The following is a 25082-nucleotide window of genomic DNA, read 5'->3' on the forward strand; positions in this document are numbered from 1 at the left end:
GCGGCCGGACCGTCCGTCGTACCTGGACAACGCCGCACAGGACCGGAGGATTCCCATCGGCGCCGCCTTGACGATGGTCCCACGGTGCGGCGGCCACGTCACGTGTGTTTCACCGGGCGCACCCGCTGCCGCCAGTCCGGGTGGCCGGGCATGGCGGGGGTGCGCTTCCCGTAGAGCCAGGCGTGCAGGAAACCGGACAGATCGCGTCCGGCGGCGCGGGAGGCGAGTGCGATGAAGTCGGCGGTGGAGGCGTTACCGTCGCGGTACCGGCTGACCCAGGCGCGTTCCAGCCAGCGGAACGCGGGGTCGCCGATCTCCTGGCGCAGTGCGTACAGGGCGAGGGCGCCGCCCGAGTACACGTTGTCGCGGAAGATCGACAGCTGGTCGCGGGTGGGCGGCGCGGGCAGTGCGGGCGGGCCACCGAGGCTGCGGTTGACGCCGTCCCTTTCGTAGGCGCGTCTGGCCTGGTCGTCCAGGGACGGCCGGTACTTCTCGGCCCGGTACCGCCACTCGTACCAGGTGGCGTGCCCCTCGTTGAGCCACAGGTCGGACCAGGTGGCGGGGGTGACGCTGTCGCCGAACCACTGGTGGGAGAGCTCGTGGACCATCAGCGGGGCGGCGTACGGCTCGGGGGCGAGCAGGATCCGGCGTTCGAACAGGGACAGGGTCTGGGTCTCCAGTTCGAAGCCGGTGGTGGTGTCGACGTCGAGGATCCCGTAGGTCTCGAAGGGGTAGCGGCCGACCTGTGCTTCCATCCACGCGATCTGCCCGCCGGTCAGCGCGAGCCGCGCGGCGAGCCGGGCACCGTCCGCGACGGCGACGACATCGCGCAGCGGCAGCCCGTCGGGGCCGGTGTGCGGCAGTACGGCGGAGCGCCCGATGGCGATCTGGGCGAGTTCGGTGGCCATGGGGTGCGCGGTGCGGTACGTCCAGGTGGTGCCGCCCGGGGTGACGCGCGGGGCGCCCAGCGGTACCCCGTTGGCGACGGCGGTGATGCCGTTGGGCGTGGTGATCCGGAAGGTGAAGTGGGCCTTGTCGGACGGGTGGTCGTTGCAGGGGAAGACGCGGTGCGCGGAGACCGGCTGGTTGCCCAGGGCGAGGCCGTCGGGGGTGCGGATCCAGCCGCCGTTGGTCCTGGAGCCCTGTGGGTCGCTGGTGTGGGTGATCGTGATGGTCAGGTGTTCGCGGGCCCGGATGTGCCGCCAGGGCGTGATGAGGAGCCGTTCCCCCCGTCGGCTGAACCTCACGGGGCGTCCGTCGACCAGGGTGGAGCGCACCACCGCGCCGGTGAAGTCCAGCTGGAGTCCGTCCCGCGCGGTCACCGCGCGCGCCTGGATCCGGGTGACCGCGTCCAGCGGCCGGCCGGGCCCGTGGTAGGCCATCGAGATGTCGTACGCGGTGGCGTCGTAGCCGGGATCGCCGACCGCCGGATAGAGCCGGTCCCCCCGGCCGACCGCGGGTGAGCCGGGCTGCTGGGCGCCGGTCAGGGCGAGGACGGTGGCGGCGGCCACGACCGCCCGCCCCGCGGTGGTTGCGAACATGGACCACCGCTATCAGCGCGTCGGCCGGGTCGGCGGGCGGCGCGGCCGGGCCCGCACCCGATCGGGCTCAGAAGGTCAGCGCGGTTGCCCTCAGCCGGAGGTGGCGGCCATCGGGCGCGCCTGGGTGCGGTAGACGTCGTAGACCCCGGGGACCCGGCGCATCGCGCGCATCAGGGCGGACAGGGCGCCCGGCTCGGGCAGTTCGATGGTGTACGTGTGGCGGACGCGCTGTTCCTGCGGGGGTTCGACGTCGGCGGCCAGGATGCCGACGCCTTCGGCGGAGATCGCTTCGGTGAGGTCGGCGAGCAGGTGCGGGCGGCCCAGCGCCTCGGCACGGACGGTGACCCGGTATCCGGCGGCGGGCGTCTCGGTGCGCCACCGCACGGTCTGCGGCGCCCGCCCCGCGGAGGTCATCCGGGCCACCGCGGGACACTCGGTGCGGTGCACGGCGACGGTGCCGCCGCGGATGACGAAGCCGGTCACCGCGTCCGGCGGCACCGGCGTACAGCAGCGGGCGAGCCGCACCGCCGCGCCCGGCCGGTCGGTGACGGCGATGGGCTCGGCGGGCGGCGTGTCGTCGGGGGTGCGGACGGGACGGGACGCGCCGCCGCCCTCCCGCTGGGCGGCGGCCTCCTCCTCGGCCGACTCGGGGTGGGCGGCAAGCCAGCGGCTGATGGCGATCCGCGCGGCCGGGGTGTGCGCATGGCCAAGCCAGTCCGGGGAGGGTCCGGAGCCCGCGGCCATCAGCAGATGCAGGGTGTCGCCGTCGCGCAGCGCGGTGCCGAGCGAGGCCAGGCGCCCGTTGACCCTGACGCCGACACAGGTGTGCGCCGCCTCGCCGTGCAGCGCGTAGGCGGCGTCGACACAGGTGCCCCCGGCAGGCAGGCCGATGGTGCCGCCGTCGGCGGAGAAGACGGTGATCTCACGGTCCTGGGCCAGTTCGTCGCGCAGCGCGGTCCAGAACATGTCGGGGTCGGAGGCGTCCCGCTGCCACTCCAGAAGGCGGGAGAGCCAGCCGGGCCGGGTGGGGTCGGTGCGCTCGCCGTCGTCCGAACTGTCCGCGGTCGTATAGGGATTGCCGAGGGCGACCACACCCGCCTCCGCGACCCGGTGCATCTGCCGGGTGCGGACCAGCACTTCGGTGATGGCGCCGTCGCGGTCGGCGATGGCGGTGTGCAGCGACTGGTAGAGGTTGAACTTCGGCGCCGCGATGAAGTCCTTGAATTCCGCAATCACCGGAGTGAAGCAGGTGTGCAACTCACCCAGTACGGCATAGCAGTCGGCGTCCTCACCGACCAGCACCAGGAGGCGGCCGAAGTCGCTGCCGCCGAGTTCCCCGCCGCGTTTGAGGCGCGCCCGGTGCACGGAGAGCACATGCCGTGCGCGGATCCCGATCTCGGCGGTGATCCCGGCGTCGCGCAGCACCGCCCGTACCTCGTCGGCGACCTTCTCCAGCGGGTCAGGCGCCGCGTTGTGCGCGAGCATCAACTCCCGTGCGCGCGCGTAGTCCTCGGGGTGCAGGATCGCGAAGACCAGGTCCTCCAGCTCGGTCTTGAGCGCCTGTACGCCCAACCGCTCGGCGAGCGGAATGAGTACGTCCCGGGTGACCTTGGCGATGCGGGCCTGCTTCTCGGGGCGCATCACGCCGAGGGTGCGCATGTTGTGCAGCCGGTCGGCGAGCTTGATGGACATCACGCGGACGTCGTTGCCGGTGGCGACCAGCATCTTGCGGAACGTCTCGGGCTCCGCGGCGGCCCCGTAGTCCACCTTCTCCAGCTTGGTGACGCCGTCGACGAGGTAGCGCACCTCCTCGCCGAACTCCTCGCGCACCTGATCGAGGGTCACCTCGGTGTCCTCGACGGTGTCATGCAGCAAGGACGCCGTCAACGTCGTTGTCTCCGCGCCGAGTTCGGCGAGGATGAGGGTGACGGCCAGCGGGTGGGTGATGTACGGCTCGCCGCTCTTGCGGAACTGGCCGCGGTGCGAGGCCTCGGCGAGTACGTACGCCCGGCGCAGCGCGTCGAGATCGGCGCGCGGATGGTGACCGCGGTGCACCTTGGCGATGTGTTCGATGGCGTCCGGCAGCCGGTCCCGGCCACCGGCCGCGCCCAGCAGGGCGGCTCGGCCGAGTCGGCGCAGGTCAAGGCGGGACAGGCCGCGCCTGCGCTCGGTCCCCTGGGGTGCTGTCACCGCGTCAACGGCGTTCTCTGCGCTCATCGGGCACCTCCGGCAGCCATCACCGGCGGCGTGCTGGATGCCGCGCCGGTGCTTGATGCTACCGAGCCCACCACGGGGTGCTGTCGGCCTCTCGCCCAGGGTGATCCGGATCACCCGTTAGAGGGAACGCGAATACCGACAGATTTGCGGGCTAGTTGGCGGCCGCGAGCCACCGCGGATCGATGACGCCCTCCGCCACGATCACCGCGGGGCCGGTCATCTCCACGGCGCCGTCCGGGTGTTCGGCGATCACCAGCCGTCCGCCGGGGACGTCGACCGTGTAGCGGACGGGGCTGCCGGTGGCGGCCGGGTCCACCCCGTCGCGGCGAGCCGCGGCGACCATCACGGCGCAGGCGCCCGTGCCGCAGGAGCGGGTCTCGCCGGAGCCGCGCTCGTGCACCCGCAGCGCCACATGGCGGGGGCCGCGGTCGACCACGAACTCCACGTTGACGCCCGAGGGGTACGCGGCGGCGGGCCGTACCTGCGGGGCGTCGTACAGGTTCCCGGCGTCGGCGAGGTCCGCGACGAACGCGACGGCGTGCGGATTGCCCATGTTGACGTTGCGGGCGGGCCAGGAGTGTTCGCCCACGGTGACGGTCACCTCGCCCTCGGGCAGCACCGCGGATCCCATGTCCACGGTGATGTCCCCCGGTGTGCCGTCCGGGCCCGGCTTGGCCAGGTGCACGCGGCGGACACCGGCGCGGGTGGCGATGGCCAGGTCGCCCGCCCCGGCGAGCCCGGCACGCTCCAGGTAGCGGGCGAACACCCGTACCCCGTTGCCGCACATCTCGGCGATGCTGCCGTCGCTGTTGCGGTAGTCCATGAACCACTCGGCCTGGTCGGCGAGCGCGGCGGCCTCCGGGTGGGCGGCGGAACGCACGACGCGCAGCAGCCCGTCGCCGCCGATGCCCGCCCTGCGGTCGCACAGCCGGGCCACGGCCGCGGCGGACAGGTCGAGCCGCCCGTCCGGGTCGGGGACGATCACGAAGTCGTTCTCGGTGCCGTGGCCCTTGAGGAAGGGCAGGCCCTGCGGTGCGCGGTTCACGCCTTCGATCGTAGGGCCGGGTGCGCCGGGATGTGCACTCGGGGCCGACCGCGGATCCGCGGTCGGGTCGCGGTCCGCTCGGCACCCCCGCCACCCGCCGTTACGACAGCCACACCTCCACGCCGCGACGGCGAGCCGGGCACCACCGTGCGGACCGGCCGTCACCGAAGGCGGGCGACCCGCCAGACGGCAAGCAGCGCGATCAGCACGGCGAAGGCGGTGTAACCGGCGACGAACCGCCAGTCGGGCCGCTGGCCCGAGCCCCGGGCGGGCAGCCCCGGCCAGGTGTAGCCGACCCGGCGGGCGGCCATGATGGCCCAGCCCGCGGAGCAGCCGCTCAGCAGCAGGCCGAGCATGGCGACGACCGGCCCCCCGTCGCCGAACTCGAAGGCGAGGGGGAAGGCGAACATCAGCGAACCGATGGTGCCCAGAGCGACGATCGGGATGAGCTGCCAGATGCGCATCCGGCGCTGCGGGCGCAGTTCGCGGAAGGACTGCGCGTCGGCTTCCGGTTCCGCTCCCGTCTCGTGCTCGGACGGGCCGTCATCGGTCAACGGGAGTGACGCCGGCTCATCGTCCGGACGGCGGTGCGGCTGCTCGTCCATGTGCTGCCGCTGGTCCTGCTCGGGTCGGTCACGAGGGCCGGCCTCCATCGCCACACGCCCTCCCACCTCGTCCGATGTAGCCCGATGCTCGATAATGGCATGGCGTCAGGGCGGTCAAGCCCCGCCGAGGCGTCCCGTGGCCATCACGTGATCAGGCTGTGACCGCCCGTTCGAGCAACCTCATTGTCTGGTCGGCGAGTTCCGCGACCCCGCCGCTGATCCAGTGCACCCGCGGATCGCGGCGGAACCAGGAGTCCTGACGTCGCGCGAAACGCTTGGTGGCGCGAACGGTCTCGGCGCGTGCCTCGTCCTCACCGCACTCCCCGGCGAAGTACGCGAGCACCTGCTGGTAGCCCAGCGCACGCGAGGCGGTCAGTCCGTCCCGCAGCCCGACGGCCTCCAGCGCCCGCACCTCGTCCAGCAGTCCGGCCTGCCACATCCGGTCCACCCGCAGGGTGATCCGCTCGTCGAGTTCCGGGCGCGGTACGTCAACGCCGATCTGCAGGGTGTCGTAGACGGACCGCTGGGCATCGGGCCCGGGGAGGTTGGCGGTGAACGGACGGCCGGTGATCTCCACGACCTCCAGCGCGCGGACGATGCGGCGGCCGTTGCTCGACAGGATCGAGCGCGCAGCCTCCGGGTCGACGGCGGCGAGCCGCGCGTGCAGCGGCCCGGTGCCGTGCGTCTCCAGTTCCCGCTCGAGCCGGGCCCGCACCTCGGGATCGGTGCCGGGGAACTCCAGGGCGTCGAGCGCGGCCCGCACGTACAGCCCGGAGCCACCGACCAGGACCGGGGTACGCCCGGCCGCCAGCAGCCGGTCGATCTCGGCGCGGGCCAGCCGCTGGTACTCGGCGACGCTGGCCGCCCGCGTCACGTCCCAGATGTCCAGCAGATGGTGCGGGACACCACGGCGCTCGTGCTCGGTGAGCTTGGCGGTGCCGATGTCCATCCCTCGGTAGAGCTGCATGGAGTCGGCGTTGACGACCTCTCCACCGAGGGCGCGGGCCAAGGAGACGCCCAGGTCGGACTTGCCGGCGGCGGTGGGGCCGACGACAGCGATCACCCGGGGGGTGTGGGGGGACGGGACAACGTTGTTCACCTCCCCAGTCTCCCAAATGTCACGCACCGCCCTCGATCGAGCTACGTGACTGGTCACCTGTGCGGTCGTTGCCCGAACGGACGCGGATTTTCCCCTGCACAAGTAAGGTCTGGAGTAACAAATGGGTGTTTTCGATTGGCTTCGGCGTGGTTCGTCCAGCAAGCCGGCTACCGAGTCGGCGGAGACCACGAGTTCCAGCAGCGCGCCGGAGGAGACACCGCAGGAGTCGGCGAAGCCCGCGGAGTCCGCGGAGGCCGCCGAGTCCGCTGAGGCCGCCGAGGCCGCCGAGGCCGCCGAGTCCGCCGAGGCCGCCGAGTCCGCCGAGGCCGCCGAGTCCGCCGAGGCCGCCGAGTCCGCCGAGTCCGCGGAGGCCGCTGAGGCCGCCGAGGCCGCCGAGGCGGTGGGCATCCCCAAGCAGCAGTCAGCCGACAAGGCGGCCGACAGCGAGACGGGCGAAGGCGCCCGTAGCTGAGCCATCGGGCCGCACCGGGCGAAGGACAGGGGCCGCGGCGCGGCGTGCGGCGGCCACCCCCGTCCCCCGGACCTGACGGCCTGACACATCCGACGGCCGCGGAGCGCGCGCTTCGCGGCCGTCGCGTGCCTACAGCGCCTCGACGGGCCGCCGCCGTCAACGAGCCCTGGGCGGGCCGCCGTCAGGACCAGGCGGCCACGAAGTACCCGACGCCGTACGGCGCTTCGTCGTAGAGCAACTCGCCGTGCAGTCCCGCGCCCTCCGCCGCGCCCGCCAGCACCTGCCACGGCGCGCGCCCGGCGGCCAGCAGCTCGGCGGCGAGCTTCTCGTCGAGCGCGACCAGCGCGGCCGTGTCAGCGGCAGCCAAAGCGGCGGCCACCGAGGCATCGAAGGGCTCGGCCCGCTCGTCGAAGTAGCCGGGGCCCTTCAGGCTGCGGCGCGCGCTGCCGTCGGCGGCGACCAGCATCGCCACCCGCTCCGCGGACGCCGCCAGCTCCTGCCCGAGCTGGGCACACTGGTCCGCGGGCAGCGGCTCACCGACCCCGAGCCCCTCGACGGGCGCGGCGGTCCACGCGGTACGGGTCAGCAGCCAGGCCGCCACCGCCAGCGACGGCGGCAGCAGCCGCCCGGGCGTCTCTTCCTGCCGCTCCCCCAGCGTGACGTCCAGGTGGACACCGAACGCCCGGAACGACCCAGGCGCGCCCTGCGGATGCGGTCCGCGGCCCGACTGCTCCGCGGGCCCCAGCACCACCAGGCGGTCGGGCCTGGCCGCGGCCAGCACCCCGACGGCGTCCGCGCATGCCGCCCGCAGACGGTCGAGTTCCGGTGCGGCGCCCACCGCGACCTCGGGCACCAGCAGCGGCGGACAGGGCACTACGGCGGCGGCGACGAGCATGTGCGCAGCGTAGCAACGCGGCCGTACGACGCCGCGTTGCCAGCCCTGGGGAAGGTCGTTCCGGCCGAGCCAGGAAGGCCGGTCGGGTACGTCGGCGTCCCACGGCTGGTCCGGATCCGCGGGGGCGGCGCGGGGCCAGGGGGCTTGGGAAGTGGAAGAGGGCGCCCGGCACCGCGCGCCTTCTCCTCCTGGCGCCGCGCCGCCGCCTCGCGCTCGGCCTCGCTGTCCCGCACGAGCTCGGCGACGCTCCACCGGCTGTGGCGGTCGCTCCAGCCGGAAGACCGGGTCACCGGGAAGGCGTCACCGTGCCGGCAGAGACGGACGGACGACTGGCTGCGGGCATGCTCCGTCGCCCGGACCCGCGGTTCTTCCAACGCCTGCTCACGCGTGCCGTCGACATGACCGACGACCTCGGCCTGCCACTGCGCGCGCTCGCCCCACCCGCTGTTCCGCTCGACGATCAGCCCCCACCCGGGCAAGCCGACTCCCCCAGTGCGTCGTCTCAGTCGCAGCCGCAGGCGCTCGCCGGGGCCGGTGAGGGTGCCGGGACGCCGATCGACGGCAGCCCCAGCATCACGCCCTTCGGCTCCGGCGCGGCGTTGCGGCGCTCCCACGCGTCGCCCGCAGGGGTACGCCGTACCGCCAGGGCGGGCCGCTCGGCGAGCAGGTGGTGCGGCGCCGCGTACGTCAGCTCGACGGTGACCACGTCACCGGGGCGCACCGGCTGCGCCGGGCGCTCGAAGTGCACCAGCCGGTTGTCGGGCGCGCGGCCCGACATGCGGTGGGTCGCGTCGTCCTTGCGGCCCTCGCCCTCGGCGACCAGCACCTCGAGGGTGCGTCCCACCTGCTTCTTGTTCTCCTCCCAGGAGATCTCCTCCTGCAGCGCGACCAGTCGCTCGTAGCGCTCCTGGACCACCGCCTTGGGGATCTGCCCGTCCATGGTGGCGGCCGGGGTACCGGGCCGCTTGGAGTACTGGAAGGTGAAGGCCTGCGCGAAGCGCGCCTCCCGTACGACGTGCAGGGTCTGCTCGAAGTCCGCCTCGGTCTCGCCGGGGAAGCCGACGATGATGTCGGTGGAGATGGCGGCGTCCGGCATCGCGGCGCGCACCTTCTCGATGATGCCGAGGTAGCGCTCCTGCCGGTAGGAGCGGCGCATCGCCTTGAGCACGGTGTCGGAGCCGGACTGCAGCGGCATGTGCAGCTGGTGCATCACGTTCGGCGTCTCGGCCATCGCGGCGATCACGTCGTCGGTGAAGTCCCGCGGGTGCGGCGAGGTGAACCGCACCCGCTCCAGGCCCGCGACGTTGCCGCAGGCCCGCAGCAGCTTGGAGAACGCCTCGCGGTCGCCGATGTCGGAGCCGTACGCGTTGACGTTCTGGCCCAGCAGCGTCACCTCGATGACGCCGTCGGCCACCAGCGTCTCGACCTCGGCCAGGATGTCGCCGGGGCGGCGGTCCTTCTCCTTGCCGCGCAGCGCCGGGACGATGCAGAACGTGCAGGTGTTGTTGCAGCCGACGGAGATGGCGACCCACGCGGCGTAGGCGGACTCGCGGCGGGTGGGCAGCGTGGAGGGGAACGTCTCCAGCGACTCGACGATCTCGACCTGCGCCTCTTCGGCGATCCGGGCCCGCTCCAGCAGCACCGGGAGCTGCCCGATGTTGTGGGTGCCGAAGACCACGTCGACCCAGGGGGCCTTCTTGACGATGGTGTCCCGGTCCTTTTGCGCCAGACAGCCGCCGACGGCGATCTGCATCCCCGGTCGTGCGGCCTTCTTGGGCGCCAACTGCCCGAGGTTGCCGTACAGGCGGTTGTCGGCGTTCTCCCGCACCGCGCAGGTGTTGAACACGACGACATCCGCGCCATCGGCGTCGTCAGCGGCCCGTACGTACCCGGCGTCCTCCAGCAGCCCGGCCAGCCGCTCGGAGTCGTGGACGTTCATCTGGCACCCGTAGGTGCGCACCTCATATGTCTTCGCGCTCATCTCAATGAACCAGGGTACGTGTTCCGCGCCACCCCCCGCCGCGCCCTTATCAAGGCCGGTCGGCGGCTGGCAGGATCGCGGTCCATGAGTCCTCACCGACCTGCCAGGCGCCGCCGCATCGTACGGGTGGCGACCGCCCTGGCCCTGTCGACCGTGCTGCTGCTGTGGGTGGTGCTGCACTCGGCGGGCGCACCGTATCCGCGCGGCCCGGTGACCGTCGCCACCGGCGTGCCCAACGGCGTGTACCAGAAGTACGGGGAGCTGCTCCAGGGTGATCTGCAGCATGATCTGCCCGGGGTGGCGGTGCGGCTGAAGGCGTCGGAGGGGTCGGTGCAGAACCTTCAGTACCTCGCCTCGGGCCAGGCGGACTTCACCTTCACGCAGGCGGACGCCGCGGCCGACTACCACGGGCCGGGCAAGTCGCATCTGCGCGCGGTGGCGCGGCTGTACGACGACTACATGCAGCTGATCGTGCCCGCCTCGTCGAAGGTGAAGTCCGTCCGCGACCTGCGCGGCCTGCGGGTCGGCACCGGCCAGCCGGGCTCCGGCGTGAACCTGATCGCCAAGCGGCTGCTGCAGGCCGCCGGGCTCATCCCGGACAAGGACCTGACGGCGGTGCCCGCGGGGGTGGACACCGCACCGGACCTGCTGCGGTCCGGACGGCTGAACGCGTTCTTCTGGTCCGGCGGGCTGCCCACGCTTGCGGTGCAGCGGCTGGCCAGGGAGTACCCGGTCAAGCTGGTTCCGCTGGCCGACCTGATACAGCCCCTGCACCGGCTGGGCGCCGCCGCCGACTTCTACCGGGCGGCGGTGATGCCGCAGGACGCGTATCCCAACATGCAGCACGGCCAGTCGGTCGAGACGATCGCGGTGGCCAATCTTTTAGTCACCATGGATCGCACCGACCCCGCGCTGGTGGACCGGGTCACCCGCACGGTGATCGCCAGCCGGGACCGCATCGGCGCGGTGGTGCACTCCGCCCAGCAGGTGGACCTGCGTACCGCGATCTTCACCGATCCGCTGCCGCTGCACGAGGGCGCGCGCCGCTACTACCTTTCGGTCAAGCCGTAGGTTCGGTACGCGGCAGGGTGAGCGTCACCCGCAGTCCGTGCGGCTGGTTGGGCGCATAGGTGATCGATCCGCCGCCCTGGGTGAGCAGTACCCGGGCGATGGACAGGCCCAGTCCGGATCCGTCCACGTTCTGGTGACGGGAGCTGCGCCAGAACCGGTCGCCGATCCTGGTGAGTTCGTCCTCGGCGAGTCCGGGGCCGCCGTCGGCAACCGCCACCTTGACGGTGTCGGGCCCGGTGGTCACGGTGACGACCACGCCCTGGCCGCCCGGGGTGAACTTCACCGCGTTGTCCACGACCGCGTCCAGGGCGCTGGACAGCGCGATCGGGTCGGCCCAGCCGGTCGCCGCCGCGGCGCCCTCGTGGACCAGCTTCACCCCGGCCTGGTCGGCGGCGGGCCGCCAGGCGGCGACGCGTTCCACGGCGATCGCCGCGACATCGGTCAACTGCAGGCTGGCGGCGGCGTGTTCGGCCGTGGCCAGGCCCAGCAGGTCGTCCAGTACGGTCGCCAGCCGCTTGCCCTCCTCCCGTACCGAGGCGATCTCCTCGTGCCCCTCGGGGAGTTCGAGGCCGAGCAGCTCGATGCGCAGCAGCAGCGCGGACAGCGGATTGCGCAGTTGGTGAGAGGCGTCCGCGACGAACGCGCGCTGCTGTTCGAGCACTGCCTCGACGTTGTCGGCCATCTCGTTGAACGACCGTGCCAGGCGCCGCAGTTCCGGTGGCCCGCCGGCCGCCGCGACCCGTGAGGCGAGCCGTCCGGTGGCGATGTCATGGGTGGCCCGGTCCAGCACCTTGACCGGTCGCAGTACCCAGGCGGTGAGGCGGATGGCGGCTAAAACCGCCACCACCGTCGCGGCGAGCTCACCCCCGCCGATCAGCAGCCAGCCGTGCAGCACCCGGGAGCGCATCGCGCCGGTGGGCGAGTCGGTCAGGACCACGGCGACCACATCGCCGTCCCGCACGATGGGCGAGGCGACGGTGACCCTGCTGTGCTGCCACGGCCAGACCTGTGCGGGGTTGTGGCTACGGCGGCCGGCCAGCGCCTCCTGGAACGACGGGTCCTCGATGACCTGGCGACGGGTGCGCCAGCCCGTGGGGGCGACGGCCATCACCGATCCGTCGCGGAAGAAGACGCCGACCCGTATCCCGTACAGGTCCTCGTAGCGGCTGAGTTCGGCGCGCAGGGTGCTCTCCCGCTCGCCCGCGTTGACGACGACGGTGCCGTCCGGCTCGCTGCTCGCGGTGACGTACTGCGCGATGGCGCCGAACCGCGCGGTGTCGTCGATCCGGTCCACGATGAGCTTCTGCTGCTCCGCGGCGGCCAGGCTCCCGGCCAGCGGGAAGCCGAGCGCCAGCAGTACGGCCGCCATCAGGACCAGCAGCAGCGGAAGAAGACGGGTGCGCACGGGGTACCGCGCCTATCGCGCGGCCGGGACGACGAGCCGGTAGCCGACCCCGCGGACCGTCTCGATCAGCGCGGGCAGCCCCAACTTGGAGCGCAGCGAGGCGACATGGACCTCCAGGGTGCGCCCGGTGCCCTCCCAGTTGGTGCGCCACACCTCGCTGATGATCTGCTCCCTGCGGAAGACCACTCCGGGCCGCTGGGCGAGCAGCGCCAGCAGATCGAACTCCTTGCGGGTCAGCTGCACCACCTCGCCGTCCACCTCGACCTGCCGGGTGGGCAGCTCTATGGCGATCGGGCCGAGCCGTACCGCGGGGTGCGGGCCGTCGGTCCGCTCCGACGGGTCGCGCTGCTCCGGCGGGCGGCGGCTGACGGCGTGGATCCGGGCCAGCAGTTCGCCGGTGTCGTACGGCTTGACGACGTAGTCGTCGGCGCCGAGGTTCAGCCCGTGGATCCTGGACCGTACGTCCGCCCGGGCGGTCACCATGATCACGCGGGTGTCGGTGCTGCGCTTGATGCGGCCGCACACCTCGAAGCCGTCCTGGTCCGGCAGCCCCAGGTCGAGCAGCACCACCGCGAACGGCGCTCCGCCGTCCGGCAGCAGTGCGCGCAGCGCCTCCTCACCGCTGCGGGCGTGGGTGACGTCGAAGCCGTGTCTGGCGAGCACCGCGGACAGCGCGGCGGCGACCCTGTCGTCGTCCTCGACCAGCAACAGCCGCATCGGCTCTCCCCCCAGTCCTGCCATCCGTACGTGACGTGCCCGCCCCCGTAGGGTGCGGCCTTTGCCGCAGCATCGAATACACCCCGAGACGGGGGTACCCCGTCAAGGGGGCCTCAAGGCGCGGGGCACACTGTTACCCACCCGGTACGCACCGTACGCGCACTACGCGACACCAGCGTGCACACAACGTGATGCGCCGATGGCACACGGTTGTCAGATCGTAATGCTCAAGTTCCGCTCAGATGTACTGACGTGGACGGGACGGGATCATTAGGGTCCCCCCAACCCGACGAGGATGGAGCGACCGCCCGATGAGCGACTCCCCGGTGTCACCGGCGCCCGCGCGATCCGAGCGCACCGTGCCGCCTTCGGGCGACCCGCTGGTCGTACTGGACCGCGTCAACAAGCACTTCGGCGCACTGCATGTGCTCCAGGACATTGATCTTACCGTGGCGCGTGGCGAGGTCGTCGTGGTGATCGGACCTTCCGGTTCCGGCAAGTCCACCCTGTGCCGCACGATCAACCGCCTGGAGACCATCGACTCCGGTTCCATCACCATCGACGGCAGGCCGTTGCCCGCCGAGGGGCGCGAACTGGCCCGGCTGCGCGCCGATGTGGGCATGGTCTTCCAGTCGTTCAACCTCTTCGCGCACAAGACGGTGCTGGAGAACGTCACGCTCGGCCAGACGAAGGTCCGCAAGATCACCAGGGAGAAGGCCGAGCAGACCGCGCGGACCCTGCTGGACCGGGTCGGGGTCGGCGGCCAGGCGGACAAGTACCCGGCGCAGCTCTCCGGCGGTCAGCAGCAACGCGTGGCGATCGCCCGCGCGTTGGCCATGGACCCCAAGCTGATGCTGTTCGACGAGCCGACCTCGGCGCTGGACCCGGAGATGATCAACGAGGTGCTGGAGGTCATGCGGCAACTCGCCCGGGACGGCATGACCATGGTCGTGGTCACGCATGAGATGGGCTTCGCGCGCTCCGCGGCCAACCGGGTCGTCTTCATGGCGGACGGCCGCATAGTCGAGGAAGCCGCGCCCGACCAGTTCTTCAGCAATCCGCGCAGCGACCGAGCCAAGGACTTCCTGTCGAAAATACTGCACCACTGAAACGATCCCGCAGCACGCGACAAGCCCACAGCGCACCCCGATCCCCCCTGCACCACCGAGCTGTTCACCGATTCGTTCGCTGACACATCCGCTCCAGACGCAAGGGACATGTCCTGATGAAGTTCCGCGCAGCCGCCGCCGCGGCCACCGCAGTACTCGCACTGACCTCCGTAGCGACCGGCTGCTCCAGCAAGTCCGGTACGCCCGACGCGAATCCGGCGACCGGCGCGAACGGCAGTCCGGCGCCGAAGACGCCGCAGTACGCCGTCAAGTCCGGGGTGACCCTTGACTCGGCGACCCTCAAGCGGGCCCAGTCGCGCGGGAAGCTCATCGTGGGCGCCAAGGCCGACCAGCCCTTCCTCGGCTTCGAGGACCCGAGCGCCGGTACCCGTACCGGCTTCGACATCGAGATCGCCAAGATGCTCGGCGCGGACCTCGGATTCCCGGCGGACAAGATCGAGTTCAAGACCGTCGACTCCGCCAACCGGGAAACCGCCGTCTCCAAGGGCGAGGTGGACTTCTACGTCGGCACCTACACCATCAACGACCAGCGCAAGAAGCAGATCAGCTTCGCCGGCCCCTACTACCTGGCCGGTCAGGACCTGCTGGTGGCCAAGGACAATTCCAGCATCACCGGCCCCGACAGCCTCAAGAGCAAGAAGGTCTGCTCGATCACCGGTTCCACGCCGCTGAACCGGATCAGCGACAAGAAGTACGGCGCGAGCGTGGTGGCGCTCGGCAAGTACTCGGACTGCGTCAAGCAGTTGGAGGACGGCCAGGTCGACGCGGTCACCACCGATGACGCGATCCTCAAGGGCTACGCGGCGCAGATGCCGGAGCGGCTCAAGGTGGTCGGCAAGCCGTTCTCACAGGAGCCGTACGGCGTCGGCCTCGCCAAGGACGACAAGGCGCTGCGCGGCGCGCTCGACGACGCGCTGAAGAACCACGAGGACAACGGCGACTGGAAGAAGGCGTACGACGCCACGCTGGGGCTGTCCGGCACCCCCGCCCAGACCCCTCCTCCCATCGAACGCTACTAGCGGCTTCCTTCCGCCATGACACCCGGTGGTCAAGATCCGCCGGACCGGCCCTGAGCGAGGTCAATCGGTGAACGTACTGCTCGACAACTTCGCGCTGTTCCGCCACGGATTCATAGGCACCGTGGTGCTCACCGCGGTCAGCGCGGTGCTCTCGCTGGTCCTGGGGACGCTGGTCGCGGCCTGCCGGGTCTCTCCGGTGCCCCCGCTGCGGATCTTCGGGACGGTGTGGGTGACGCTGCTGCGCAACACTCCGCTGACCCTGCTCTTCATGATCGCCGTGTTCGTCGCACCGCAGATCCTCTTTCCGGGTATCAGCTACTTCACCCTCGCGGTGAGCGCACTGGGCTGCTACACCTCGGCCTTCGTCTGCGAGGCGTTGCGCTCGGGGGTCAATTCCGTGCCGCTGGGGCAGGCCGAGGCGGCCCGCAGCCTGGGCATGACGTTCTCGCAGACGCTGCGGCTGATAGTGCTGCCGCAGGCCACCCGTACCGTCATTCCACCGATCGGCAGCCTGATGATCGCGCTGACCAAGAACTCCGCGATCGCGGGCTCGTTCAACGTCGCCGAGTTGTTCGCACAGCAGAAGCGGCTGAGCGAGATCGGCTACAATATCCTGGAGATCTTCGTCTGGATCGCGCTCGCGTACCTGGTCATCACCTTCGCGATCAGCGCGCTGTTCCGACTGCTGGAGCACCGGCTGGCGGTGGCCCGATGAGCGCCGGCGTCCTGTTCGACGCGCCCGGTCCCAAGGCGCGGCGGCGCAACCGGATCTACGCCGTGGCCGGTACCGCCGCGATCCTCGCGCTCATCGCCTTCGTGGTGCTGCGGCTGCAGGGCAAGGGGCAGTTCGCGGGATACATGTGGGACCTGTTCCAGTACGCCGGGATACAACAGCGCATCGAGGACGGGCTGGTGGCGACGCTGAAGGCGTTCGCCCTGGCCGCGGTCGGCTCGTTGGTGCTCGGCGCGCTGCTCGCGGCGGGGCGGCTGTCCGACCACCGGGCGGTGCGCTGGGTGGCGACCGCGGTCGTGGAGTTCTTCCGGGCGCTGCCGCTGCTCATCTTGATCTTCGTGCTGTACGCGAGCGTCTTCGCGCCGTTCTGGGCCCTGGTGCTGGGCCTGACCCTCTACAACGGGTGCGTACAGGCCGAGGTGTTCCGCGCCGGGGTCAACGCGGTGCCCAGGGGGCAGACGGAGGCCGCGTACGCCCTCGGTATGCGCAAGTCGCAGGTGATGGCGACGGTGCTGATCCCGCAGGCGGTCCGCTCGATGCTGCCGACCATCATCAGCCAGCTGGTGGTCACGCTGAAGGACACCTCACTCGGCTTCATCATCACCTACGAGGAACTCCTCTACGCGGGGCGGCTGGTGGCCTCCAACACCGTGACGCGCGGGGGCTATCCGTACGTTCCGGTGGTCATCGTCATCGGCACCGTCTACATCGCGATGTGCCTGGCGCTGTCCGCGCTCGCCCAGTGGATCGAACGGCGCGGTCGGCGCAGCCGCAAGGGCGTCGTCCCGGTGCCCGCCGAGGCCGATGCCGTGGTGGCGCAAGCGGAGTGACGGTGCGGCGGCCGACACACCGCCAGCAGGGGTCGGGGGGCCCGCCGAGCACGGGGCGCGGATAAGTCGGACGGCGGCACGTGGCGGCGCACGGGCCGCCGTCGCTTGACGCACGTACCGGCAGTGGGTTGCATACACAATGTGATCGAACGCCGGGCCAAGACCGCCATCCCACTCGCACGCCAAGGATCCACGCCATGGATCCGGTGATCGTCGCGGGTGCGGGAACGACCGGCCTCGCCCTCTGCCTCTGTCTCGCCCGGCACGGTGTCCCCGTCATCCTTCTCGACGACGGTTCGTCCTGGCACGAGCAGCAACCGGAACGCAGTGTCGTGCTGCGCCCGCAGACCGCCGAGTTGCTGTCCCGACTCGGCTACACGGCGGTGCACGCCGACGCGGCGCGCTGGACGGCCTGGCGCACCCTGAGCCGCCGTCAGGAGGTGCAGTACGTCGAGTTCGACGCCGAGCCCGGCGAGGACGGCGAGGCGTCCCCCCTGCACCTGCCGCAGGACCGGCTGCGGCACGGCGTGCGCTCGGCACTCGTCGGACATGAACTGATCAAGGTCGCGCCCGGCGCCCGTCTGTACGCCCTCGAACAGGACGAGCACGGCGTCAGCGTGCACACCCGTGGTGCCGCCGGGGACTCGGGGCCCCCGGAGACCTGGTGGCGCGGCAGCTACGTCGTGGGCTGCGACGGACCGCGCTCCACGCTGCGCAAGCTGCTGGAGGTGCGCTTCCCCGGGCGCACCGCCGTGGAGCGGTACGCGGTCGCGGCGCTCCGGGTCGAGCTGCCGGAGCCCGGTACCGCGCTGCTGCACCGCGATCCGGCGGGCGGCCGGGGCTCGCAGGTGATGGCGCGTCCGCTGCCGGACGGCGTCTGGCGGGTGGACTGGTCACTTCCGCCGGGCGGTCAGCCGATGACCGCGGACGCCCAGGTCTCGCTGATCCGGGAGACCTTGGCCGGATGGTGCGACGGCACCGTGCCGTCGTACGACCTGCTGGGGTCCGCCGAGTACCCGGTCCACCAGCGGCTGGCACGGCGGTGGCGGACCGGGCGCGCATTCCTCGCGGGCGACGCCGCCCATCTGCTGGGCGCGTTGGGCACACAGGGACTCGAAGAGGGACTACGGGACGCGGAGAACCTCGCCTGGAAGCTGGCCATCGCCTGGCACCAAGGCGCCTCCGACACCCTGCTGGACAGCTACCAGGCCGAGCGGCGGGCCGCGGTGGGCGCCCGGCTGCGCGCCGCCGACCAGGCGCTGCCGCTGCTGCGCGCCTCCGGGGCCTGGCACGCGCTGCGCCGCTCGCTGCTCTCCGGTCCGATGAGCCGCCACACCGAGCTGCTGACGGACGGCCACCTCGGGCGCGGGCTGCTCGGTGCACCGCCGGTCTACCAGCGGTCGCCGCTGGCGCCGACCGCCCCTCGTGGCGGCGGCCGCGCCGCCACGGCGCCGCTGCCCACCGCCGCCGTCGGGGCGCCGGGCGGGGCGGTGGACGACGTACCGGTGGTGGCGCTGGACGGTACCCGCGGTCGGCTGCGGGAGCGGCTCGGCCGCGATCTGCTGGCGGTGCTGGTGGCGCCGGGAACCGGGGTCTGGGAGAGCAGGCACTGGCTGACCGCCGGGCTGATGCCCCAACTCTCCGCGGCGGTCGCGGCGTTGCCGACCCGCACCGAGCTCCTCGTCGCCGAGAGCTATCCGGGCGCGACCGCGCACACCGTGCTGCTGATCCGTCCGGACGGTCATCTGGTGGGCGCGATGAACGGCTGCCGTCCCACCGATCTGTACGCGTACGCCGATGTGGCCAGGGGTGGCCCGCCCCGGCAGCGGCTCAGCGGCGGTATGGCCGAGGAGCAGGCCGGGGCCCCGGCGGACCCGGTCGACCGTACGGACGCCGAGGTGAGCGAGGGCGCGGCTACCGCACGACTTCGCTCGTGACGAGGGCTTCATTGGTGTTCGTTCACCTCCGGGCGCGGAGCGCGCCGCGGCCGGAGGCCACTATTGTCACCGCGGCTCGCCCACTTTGGACAAAGACGGCGGATCGTACCTTGACCGCCTCTCGCAGCGCGTGGTTGACTCCGTAGCGTGATTGACACCGAGCTGCGTCTTGTGCGGCGGGTCCATCTGGACCTGGTCCGCTACGCGGGCTGCGTGTGTCGGCCGTCCCGTTGATCCGGATTCCCTCTCCGCGCGGCGGTGGCCGCGCTGCCTCGCGATCACCTGGGACGGTTCCCCTTGTCGTTCAACGATGTGTCGTTCCCCGATGTCTCGTTCGCCGATGTCTCGTTCGCCGATGCCTCGTTCGCCGATGGCTCGGCGCCCCCTGCCGCTTCGGTCGCTCCCACCGAGGCCGAGTTGCTTGACTTCGCCCGCCGCGCCGCCTCGGACCCTGAGTTCCTGGCCCGTTTGCCGCTCGATCCGGTGGGACGCACCTGGGTGCGTCTGGAGGGGCCGGGTGGCAGTGAGGCGTGGCTGATCGGCTGGCCGCCTGGTGCCGAGACCGGCTGGCACGATCACGGCGGTTCACGGGGCGCGTTCGCCACCGCCGCGGGCGAGTTGGCCGAGGAGTCGGTCTCCGTTCCGCTGCCGACCGCCGGCTGGCAGTCGCTGGAACTCACCGATGATGTGGACCGCACCCGCCGGCTTCCGGTCGGCCGGGGCCGTGCCTTCGGCCCGTACCACGTCCACCAGGTGGTGAACGCCTCCGAGGAGGAGCACGCTGTCTCGGTGCATGTGTACTATCCGCCGCTGCCGATGATCCGCCGCTACAGCAGGCACGGCCGGGTGTTGCGGCTCGCGCTCGTCGAACGGCCGCAGGAGTGGTGACGGTGCCGGAACCCCGTGGGGTGGACGCCTTGCTGGCCGCCGCCCGTTCCCGGCTGGCACGGCTGACGGTGCTTCAGGCCCGGGCGGCGGCTGACGCCGGTGCGGTGCTGGTGGACATCCGCTATGCCGCCCTCCGCGAGCGCGATGGCACTGTCCCGGGCGCCCTCATCGTCGAGCGCAACGAGTTGGAGTGGCGGCTCGACCCTGCTTGCGACCACCGGATCGCCGAAGCGACGGACCACGACCGCCGGGTCGTCGTGTTCTGCAACGAGGGGTACGCGTCGAGCTTCGCGGCGGTCTCGCTTCAGGCGCTCGGGCTGCACCAGGCCACCGATCTGATCGGCGGTTTCCAGGCCTGGCGCGCGGCGGGCCTGCCGGTGTCCCCCACCGCTGGGCAGGTCGCATCGCCGGTGAGCGTGGCAGACCGCACGTCATAGCGCCCTTGGGCGCGCCCCCCGTACGGGCGCGGGCCGCGGCGGTCCCCCCACACCGTGCGGTCCGCTCAGTCCGGGAGGTAGCCGTCCAGGAACTCGGCGTCCTCGCCCTCTTCCTCCAGCGCCTGCCGTACCACGCGTAGCGCCAGCCCCTCCGGGTACCCCTTGCGGGCGAGCATTCCGGCGAGCCGCCGTATGCGCTTGTCCTGTTCCAGACCGCGGGTGGCTCGCAGCTTCCGTTCCACCAGTGCGCGGGCGGTCTCCTCCTCCCGCGCGGAGTCGAGTTGCTCCACGGCCCGTTCGACCACCGCGGACTCCACACCGCGGGTGCGCAGTTCGCGGGCGAGCGCCCGCCGGGCCAGGCCCCGGCCGTGGTGCCGGGACTCCACCCAGGCGTTGGCGAACGCCGCGTCGTCGATCAGTCCCACGTCCTCGAAGCGCGACAGCACCCGCTCGGCGACCTCGTCGGGAACCTCCCGGCGCCGCATGGCGTCGGCAAGTTGCTTACGGGTCCTGGGAGTTCCGGTGAGCAGGCGCAGGCACAGGGCGCGTGCCTGCTCCTCCGGGTCACGCGGCAGGTCCCGCTCCGCGCTCGAAGCGGGGGACCCGCCGCCGGACCCATGCGGCCGCATCACGGGGCTATGCCTTGGCTGCCGCGGACTTGGCCGCCTTGGTGGACTTCGCCGGGGTGACCGCCGCTGCCACCGGCTCCGCCGCGGTCGCCGTCGCCGCGTCCGCGCCCGGCTCGCCGCCCGGGGCCTCGGTCCTGACGCCGATGCCCAGCTTCTCCTTGATCTTCTTCTCGATCTCGTCGGCGAGATCGGGGTTGTCCTTCAGGAAGTTACGGGCGTTCTCCTTGCCCTGGCCGAGCTGGTCGCCCTCGTACGTGTACCAGGCACCGGCCTTGCGGATGAAGCCGTTCTCCACACCCATGTCGATCAGGCCGCCCTCACGGCTGATGCCCTGGCCGTAGAGGATGTCGAACTCGGCCTGCTTGAAGGGCGGCGCGACCTTGTTCTTGACGACCTTGACCCGGGTGCGGTTGCCGACCGCTTCGGTGCCGTCCTTGAGCGTCTCGATACGGCGGATGTCGAGCCGCACCGAGGCGTAGAACTTGAGCGCGCGGCCACCGGTCGTGGTCTCCGGCGAACCGAACATCACGCCGACCTTCTCACGCAGCTGGTTGATGAAGATCGCGGTGGTCTTGGACTGGTTCAGCGCACCGGTGATCTTCCGCAGCGCCTGGCTCATCAGCCGGGCCTGGAGACCGACGTGGGAGTCGCCCATCTCACCCTCGATTTCGGCCCGGGGCACCAGGGCGGCGACCGAGTCGATGACGATGAGGTCCAGCGCGCCGGAGCGGATCAGCATGTCCACGATCTCCAGCGCCTGCTCGCCGTTGTCCGGCTGGGACAGGATCAGGGAGTCGATGTCCACGCCGAGCTTCTTGGCGTACTCGGGGTCGAGGGCGTGCTCGGCGTCGACGAAGGCGACCGCGCCACCGGCCCGCTGCGCGTTGGCCACGGCGTGCAGGGTGAGGGTGGTCTTGCCGGAGGACTCCGGTCCGTACACCTCCACCACACGGCCGCGCGGCAGGCCGCCCACGCCGAGGGCCACGTCGAGTGCGGTCGACCCGGTCGGGATGACCTCGATGGGCTCGTTCGGCCGCTCGCCGAGGCGCATGACGGCACCCTTGCCGAACTGCCGTTCAATCTGTGCGAGCGCGGCGTCGAGCGCCTTCTCGCGGTCGGTTCCTGCCATGGGTTCCACCCGGTTCGCTTGAGTCGATCGCTTCACGTCCACCGACGCTAGCGCCTGCCACTGACAATGCGCCCCGACGCCGTCCGCGAGGCCGCTCCGGACCGCGGAGGGGTGGCCCGGCACACCCCATAAGAATGGATGTTCGATTTTCGTGTCAAGCGACCCACCAGCCCCTGTGGATAACCATAAAACCGCAGGTCACAGCGGCATCTCCGGGCCAGGGTCAGCGCCGCTCGGCAGGGACGCCCACCGCCTGGCAGACCGCCCGCCACACGTCCTTGGCCTCCCACCCCGCCTCGAACGCCTGGTAGACCGTGCGCCCGCCCAATTCGGACATCACATGGTCACGGGCGAACGAGTCGGCGTACGCCTCCCCGAAGTGCGCGCCCATCCGCTGCCAGAAGACCGTCAACTTCATGCCCCCAGTATCCCGCCCAGGAGGCGGCTCCTTCGCACCGTCGAGTGCACCCTGGTCACAGCCGTAGGCAGCGGGCGGGCGGCGCCCTACTGTGCGCGCATGGCCGGATCCCCAGTCACCTCGTCCCTCTCTCCGCTGCCGTCGCCCCTCGCCCGCGCCGAGCGCTTCGTGTGGCTGACCGCCCGCGTACTCGAACAGCGCAGGTTCGCCTTCCACTTCCTGGGCGGCGGCGCCGATCCCGTCGAGGCCGCGCTCACCGCGTACCGCAACGAGGACGGCGGCTACGGCCACGCCCTGGAGCCCGACCTGCGCGGCCCGGTCAGCCAACCGCTGCACGCGGCGCACGCGTTGCGGGTGCTCGACGAGATCAACCGCTGCGGCGGCCAGCGGGCCGAGCGGATCTGCCGCTATCTGACCTCGGTGTCGACGGCGGAGGGCGCACTGCCCTCGCCGCACGTCCCGCCGGAGGCCACCGCCGGGACAGCCGACGGCTACCCGACCGCGCCGTGGATCCCGGCACTGGCCGATCCACCGGGCGATCTGCTGGCCACCGGCCCGGTGGTGGGCGTGCTACACCGCAACAGCGTTTGGCACGCCTGGCTGTTCCGGGCCACCGACTTCTGCTGGGCGGCGGTGGAGACACTGGAGCGGACCCATCCGTACCAGGTGCAGGCGGCGGTGGCGTTCCTGGACGGTGCCCCGGACCGGGCCCGCGCGGAGGTGGCCGCGGAGCGGCTGGGACGACTGGTCCGCAGGCAGCGGCTGGCGGTGCTGGAGCCGGAGCGGGCGCACGAGTACCCGCTGAGCGACGGCTACGCGCCCGGCGAGTACCACTTCCCGTACGACTTCGCGCGGTCTCCCGACTCGCTCGCGCGACGGTGGTTCACCAACGCGGAGATGGACCGCGCTCTGGACTTCCTGGCCGCCGCCCAGGAGCCGGACGGCGGCTGGCCGGTCCGCTGGCACGCCTGGGCGCCGGGTTCCCTTCTGGAGTGGCGCCCGATCCTGACGATCGAGGCACTCCTGACGCTGCGCGCCCACGGCCGCCCCGTCACATAGTGTGCGGGCACACAGCGTGCGGGGCGCCCCCAGGCTCACCCGGTGAAGTGCTGCGCCAGCGCTGACACCGCGACGGCGGCGCCGACGATCACCAGGAACGGCGCACGCAGCAGGAGGGCGACGAGTGCGGCGGCGAGCCCCGCCGCCCGTGCGTCGACCACCAGCGTGCCCCCGCTTCCCGAGAACGTCTGCTGCACGGTGAGCGCCGCGAGCAGCGCGATCGGCACCAGGGCGGCCAGCCGCTTGACCAGGGGGCGCTCCAGCAACCCTTCGGGGACCGACAGACCGAGCAGCTTCACCGCGTAGCAGCCGACCGCCGTGGCGGCGATGGCCATCCAGGAGTTCGACATCAGGCCTCCGCACCGCGTCGTACGAACATCACCAGGGGTGCCGCGATCGCCGCGACGAGCACCGGCACCCCCGCGGGCAGCAGCGGTACGGCGACCAGCACCAGGACGACCGCCAGAGCCGCCGTGGCCCGCTCCCGCCCGCCGGACCGCACCATGGGCGCGAGCAGGGCGAGGAACACCGCGGGGCCGGCCGCGTTCAGCCCCCAGACGGCGGGGTCACCGAGCGCGGAGGCGCCCAGCGCACCCGCGAGGGTCGTCAGGTTCCACAGCACGTACAGGCTCAACCCGGTCACGGTGAAGCCGAGGCGTGCGGCGGAACGATCCGGCTGGGCGAGGGCGACGGCCGAGGTCTCGTCGATGACCCAGTGCGCCGCCAGCGGTCGCAACCCCCGTGGCAGCCGCAGCAGTTGGGCCAGCCGCAGCCCGTAGAAGGCGTTGCGCACCCCGAGGAAGAACGCGCCCGCGACCGCCGCCAACGGATTCGCTCCCGCGCCCAGCGCGCCGACCAGCGCGAACTGCGAGGCACCGGTGAAGACCAGCAGGCTCAGCGCGCACGCCTGCGGCACGCCGAACCCGGCCCCCGCGGCGGTCGCGCCGAACGCGAAGCCGGACAGCCCCACCGTCAGGCCGACGCCGAGCGCGTCGCGCACCACCGCGGTACGGGCTCTGGACGGCGGCGGCGAAGCCGACCTCGGTCGCCGCCCGCGCCGGAGCGGTTCCCGCGTCCAGCAGCGCCCGGGCGCGCCGCACCCGGGCGTCGGTGAGCCAGGCGTGCGGCGGCATCCCGTACGCCGCACGGAAGGCACGCAGCAACGCGAAGGGACCGGTGCCCACTTCGGCCGCCAGCCGCTCCAGCGTCGGCGGGTCGGCCATGCGCTCCGTGAGGATCTCCCGGGCACGGTCTGCGGTGCGGGCACCCGCGCCGAGCGGGGCGCGCGGTGCGGCCGTTCCGCCGAAGCGGTGCAGCAGGTGCGCGACGGTGACCCGCAGCAGGGTGTCGGCGGCCAGCGGGCTGTCCTGCTCGACGGCCCGGTGCACCCCGGCGACGAGCCGGGCGGCCCGGGCGTCGGCGGCCACCGGGACCGTGAACGCCGCGCTGCCGCGGATCGCGGTGGTCTCCGCGGCGATGGCGGCGACCAGTTCGGCCGGCGGGTACAGGGCGAGGTACGTCCAGCCTTCCGGCACCGCCGCCCGCCCGGTGTGCGGGGTGTCGGGGTTGATCAGCGCCAGCGTGCCGGGACCGGCCCGCTCCAGGGTGCCGCGGTGGTGGAACGCCTCGACGCCCTCGGTGATCGCGGCGATGACGAAGCCCTCGTGGGTGTGCCGGGCGAACGTCTTGTCGACATACCGGGCACGCAGCAGGTCGACGCCCGGCAGCCGCGCGTACTGCCAGTGCCGTGCCCGCTCCTGCCGCCACTCGGGCGCTGCCGACCCCATGGGCCCATTGTGCGGCGGGGGACTGACAGGCCTGCCCG

The 25082-nt window shown here is 72.0% G+C and carries 25 protein-coding genes and 2 pseudogenes; 11 read left to right on the top strand and 16 right to left on the bottom strand.

The features are described from left to right. Positions 1 to 98: 98 nt before the first annotated feature. The 5 genes from P2L57_RS26475 to miaA form a co-directional block, all read right to left on the bottom strand. Entirely contained in the window at positions 99 to 1541 is a 1443-nt protein-coding gene (locus tag P2L57_RS26475) for a M1 family metallopeptidase (RefSeq protein WP_275818592.1), read from the bottom strand. 90 nt (positions 1542 to 1631) lie between these two features. Beyond that, positions 1632 to 3758, bottom strand: coding sequence for a RelA/SpoT family protein (locus P2L57_RS26480; protein ID WP_275818593.1), 2127 nt, complete (start codon positions 3756 to 3758; stop codon positions 1632 to 1634). Positions 3759 to 3909: 151 nt separating this feature from the next. Continuing rightward, positions 3910 to 4812 carry a diaminopimelate epimerase gene (dapF, locus tag P2L57_RS26485; protein WP_372515940.1) on the bottom strand — a complete coding sequence of 301 codons (903 nt, stop codon included), beginning with the start codon at positions 4810 to 4812 and terminating at the stop codon, positions 3910 to 3912. Between the two features lie 152 nt (positions 4813 to 4964). Next, on the bottom strand, positions 4965 to 5456 hold the full coding sequence (locus tag P2L57_RS26490; RefSeq protein WP_275818632.1) for a hypothetical protein: 492 nt from the start codon (positions 5454 to 5456) through the stop codon (positions 4965 to 4967). Positions 5457 to 5559: 103 nt separating this feature from the next. Then, positions 5560 to 6507, bottom strand: a complete 948-nt coding sequence (gene miaA, locus P2L57_RS26495; RefSeq protein ID WP_275818595.1) for a tRNA (adenosine(37)-N6)-dimethylallyltransferase MiaA — start codon at positions 6505 to 6507, stop codon at positions 5560 to 5562. Positions 6508 to 6628: 121 nt separating this feature from the next. Here miaA and P2L57_RS26500 point away from each other — a divergent pair, with 121 nt between their 5' ends. Next, positions 6629 to 6979 (top strand): hypothetical protein, encoded by a 351-nt coding sequence (locus P2L57_RS26500; RefSeq protein ID WP_275818596.1) that lies wholly within the window; start codon positions 6629 to 6631, stop codon positions 6977 to 6979. A gap of 181 nt (positions 6980 to 7160) precedes the next feature. Here the strand turns inward: P2L57_RS26500 and P2L57_RS26505 are convergent, their stop codons facing one another. From P2L57_RS26505 to miaB, 3 genes are read right to left on the bottom strand one after another with little or no spacing between them, the layout of a single operon-like run. Further along, positions 7161 to 7874, bottom strand: a complete 714-nt coding sequence (locus P2L57_RS26505) for a class III extradiol dioxygenase subunit B-like domain-containing protein (RefSeq protein WP_275818597.1) — start codon at positions 7872 to 7874, stop codon at positions 7161 to 7163. Continuing rightward, a complete protein-coding gene (locus P2L57_RS26510; protein WP_275818598.1) occupies positions 7853 to 8353 on the bottom strand; it encodes a hypothetical protein in 501 nt (166 codons plus the stop codon). Before P2L57_RS26510 ends, P2L57_RS26505 begins: the two co-directional genes overlap by 22 nt. Positions 8354 to 8376: 23 nt before the next feature. Then, on the bottom strand, positions 8377 to 9855 hold the full coding sequence (gene miaB, locus P2L57_RS26515) for a tRNA (N6-isopentenyl adenosine(37)-C2)-methylthiotransferase MiaB (protein WP_275818599.1): 1479 nt from the start codon (positions 9853 to 9855) through the stop codon (positions 8377 to 8379). 84 nt (positions 9856 to 9939) lie between these two features. On the opposite strand from miaB, the gene P2L57_RS26520 reads away from it, so the two are divergent. Further along, positions 9940 to 10926 (top strand): TAXI family TRAP transporter solute-binding subunit, encoded by a 987-nt coding sequence (locus P2L57_RS26520; protein WP_275818600.1) that lies wholly within the window; start codon positions 9940 to 9942, stop codon positions 10924 to 10926. Here P2L57_RS26520 and P2L57_RS26525 read toward each other — a convergent pair. Beyond that, positions 10916 to 12331 (bottom strand): sensor histidine kinase, encoded by a 1416-nt coding sequence (locus P2L57_RS26525; RefSeq protein ID WP_275818601.1) that lies wholly within the window; start codon positions 12329 to 12331, stop codon positions 10916 to 10918. The genes P2L57_RS26520 and P2L57_RS26525 overlap by 11 nt on opposite strands. Positions 12332 to 12343: 12 nt before the next feature. Next, positions 12344 to 13048, bottom strand: a complete 705-nt coding sequence (locus P2L57_RS26530) for a response regulator transcription factor (protein ID WP_275818602.1) — start codon at positions 13046 to 13048, stop codon at positions 12344 to 12346. A gap of 311 nt (positions 13049 to 13359) precedes the next feature. Between P2L57_RS26530 and P2L57_RS26535 the strand changes: the two genes are divergently transcribed. The 8 genes from P2L57_RS26535 (at position 13360) to P2L57_RS26565 (ending at position 20022) form a co-directional block, all read left to right on the top strand. Continuing rightward, positions 13360 to 14157: an amino acid ABC transporter ATP-binding protein gene (locus P2L57_RS26535; protein WP_275818603.1), complete on the top strand. Its 798-nt coding sequence runs from the start codon at positions 13360 to 13362 to the stop codon at positions 14155 to 14157. 116 nt (positions 14158 to 14273) lie between these two features. Continuing rightward, positions 14274 to 15197, top strand: coding sequence for a glutamate ABC transporter substrate-binding protein (locus P2L57_RS26540; RefSeq protein ID WP_275818604.1), 924 nt, complete (start codon positions 14274 to 14276; stop codon positions 15195 to 15197). 67 nt (positions 15198 to 15264) lie between these two features. Continuing rightward, positions 15265 to 15912: an amino acid ABC transporter permease gene (locus P2L57_RS26545; protein ID WP_275818605.1), complete on the top strand. Its 648-nt coding sequence runs from the start codon at positions 15265 to 15267 to the stop codon at positions 15910 to 15912. Beyond that, positions 15909 to 16760, top strand: a complete 852-nt coding sequence (locus P2L57_RS26550) for an amino acid ABC transporter permease (protein ID WP_275818606.1) — start codon at positions 15909 to 15911, stop codon at positions 16758 to 16760. The genes P2L57_RS26545 and P2L57_RS26550 overlap by 4 nt, the downstream gene beginning before the upstream one ends. Before the next feature lie 197 nt (positions 16761 to 16957). Continuing rightward, complete coding sequence (locus P2L57_RS26555; RefSeq protein ID WP_275818607.1) at positions 16958 to 18697, top strand: FAD-dependent monooxygenase; 1740 nt, start codon at positions 16958 to 16960, stop codon at positions 18695 to 18697. 147 nt (positions 18698 to 18844) lie between these two features. Beyond that, the gene (locus tag P2L57_RS40895) at positions 18845 to 18931 is read left to right on the top strand and encodes a putative leader peptide (RefSeq protein ID WP_361102092.1); all 87 of its coding nucleotides are present in this window, start codon (positions 18845 to 18847) and stop codon (positions 18929 to 18931) included. A 63-nt stretch (positions 18932 to 18994) separates the two neighbouring features. Beyond that, a complete protein-coding gene (locus P2L57_RS26560) occupies positions 18995 to 19585 on the top strand; it encodes a cupin domain-containing protein (protein ID WP_275818608.1) in 591 nt (196 codons plus the stop codon). 2 nt (positions 19586 to 19587) lie between these two features. Then, positions 19588 to 20022: a rhodanese-like domain-containing protein gene (locus P2L57_RS26565; protein WP_275818609.1), complete on the top strand. Its 435-nt coding sequence runs from the start codon at positions 19588 to 19590 to the stop codon at positions 20020 to 20022. 143 nt (positions 20023 to 20165) lie between these two features. On the opposite strand, the pseudogene recX reads toward P2L57_RS26565, so the two are convergent. The 3 genes and pseudogenes from recX to P2L57_RS26580 all read right to left on the bottom strand — a co-directional run. Beyond that, a pseudogene (gene recX, locus P2L57_RS26570) lies at positions 20166 to 20771 on the bottom strand (recombination regulator RecX); the annotation flags it as partial. Continuing rightward, positions 20659 to 21780 (bottom strand): recombinase RecA, encoded by a 1122-nt coding sequence (gene recA, locus P2L57_RS26575; RefSeq protein ID WP_303656712.1) that lies wholly within the window; start codon positions 21778 to 21780, stop codon positions 20659 to 20661. The gene recA and the pseudogene recX, both read right to left, overlap by 113 nt. A 223-nt stretch (positions 21781 to 22003) precedes the next feature. Then, complete coding sequence (locus P2L57_RS26580) at positions 22004 to 22198, bottom strand: DUF3046 domain-containing protein (protein ID WP_275818610.1); 195 nt, start codon at positions 22196 to 22198, stop codon at positions 22004 to 22006. A 99-nt stretch (positions 22199 to 22297) separates the two neighbouring features. On the opposite strand from P2L57_RS26580, the gene P2L57_RS26585 reads away from it, so the two are divergent. After that, on the top strand, positions 22298 to 23257 hold the full coding sequence (locus tag P2L57_RS26585; RefSeq protein ID WP_275818611.1) for a hypothetical protein: 960 nt from the start codon (positions 22298 to 22300) through the stop codon (positions 23255 to 23257). Positions 23258 to 23292: 35 nt separating this feature from the next. On the opposite strand, the gene P2L57_RS26590 is transcribed toward P2L57_RS26585, so the two are convergent. The 3 genes and pseudogenes from P2L57_RS26590 to P2L57_RS26600 all read right to left on the bottom strand — a co-directional run. Next, the gene (locus P2L57_RS26590) at positions 23293 to 23607 is read right to left on the bottom strand and encodes an AzlD domain-containing protein (RefSeq protein WP_275818612.1); all 315 of its coding nucleotides are present in this window, start codon (positions 23605 to 23607) and stop codon (positions 23293 to 23295) included. After that, complete coding sequence (locus P2L57_RS26595; protein WP_275818613.1) at positions 23607 to 24260, bottom strand: AzlC family ABC transporter permease; 654 nt, start codon at positions 24258 to 24260, stop codon at positions 23607 to 23609. The genes P2L57_RS26590 and P2L57_RS26595 overlap by 1 nt, the downstream gene beginning before the upstream one ends. A 28-nt stretch (positions 24261 to 24288) precedes the next feature. Next, positions 24289 to 25044, bottom strand: a pseudogene (locus P2L57_RS26600) (AraC family transcriptional regulator); the annotation flags it as partial. Positions 25045 to 25082: the final 38 nt, after the last annotated feature.

Origin of the sequence: Streptantibioticus ferralitis, assembly GCF_029223525.1 — a bacterium.
In the GTDB taxonomy this organism is placed as follows: Bacteria; Actinomycetota; Actinomycetes; order Streptomycetales; family Streptomycetaceae; genus Streptantibioticus_A; species Streptantibioticus_A ferralitis.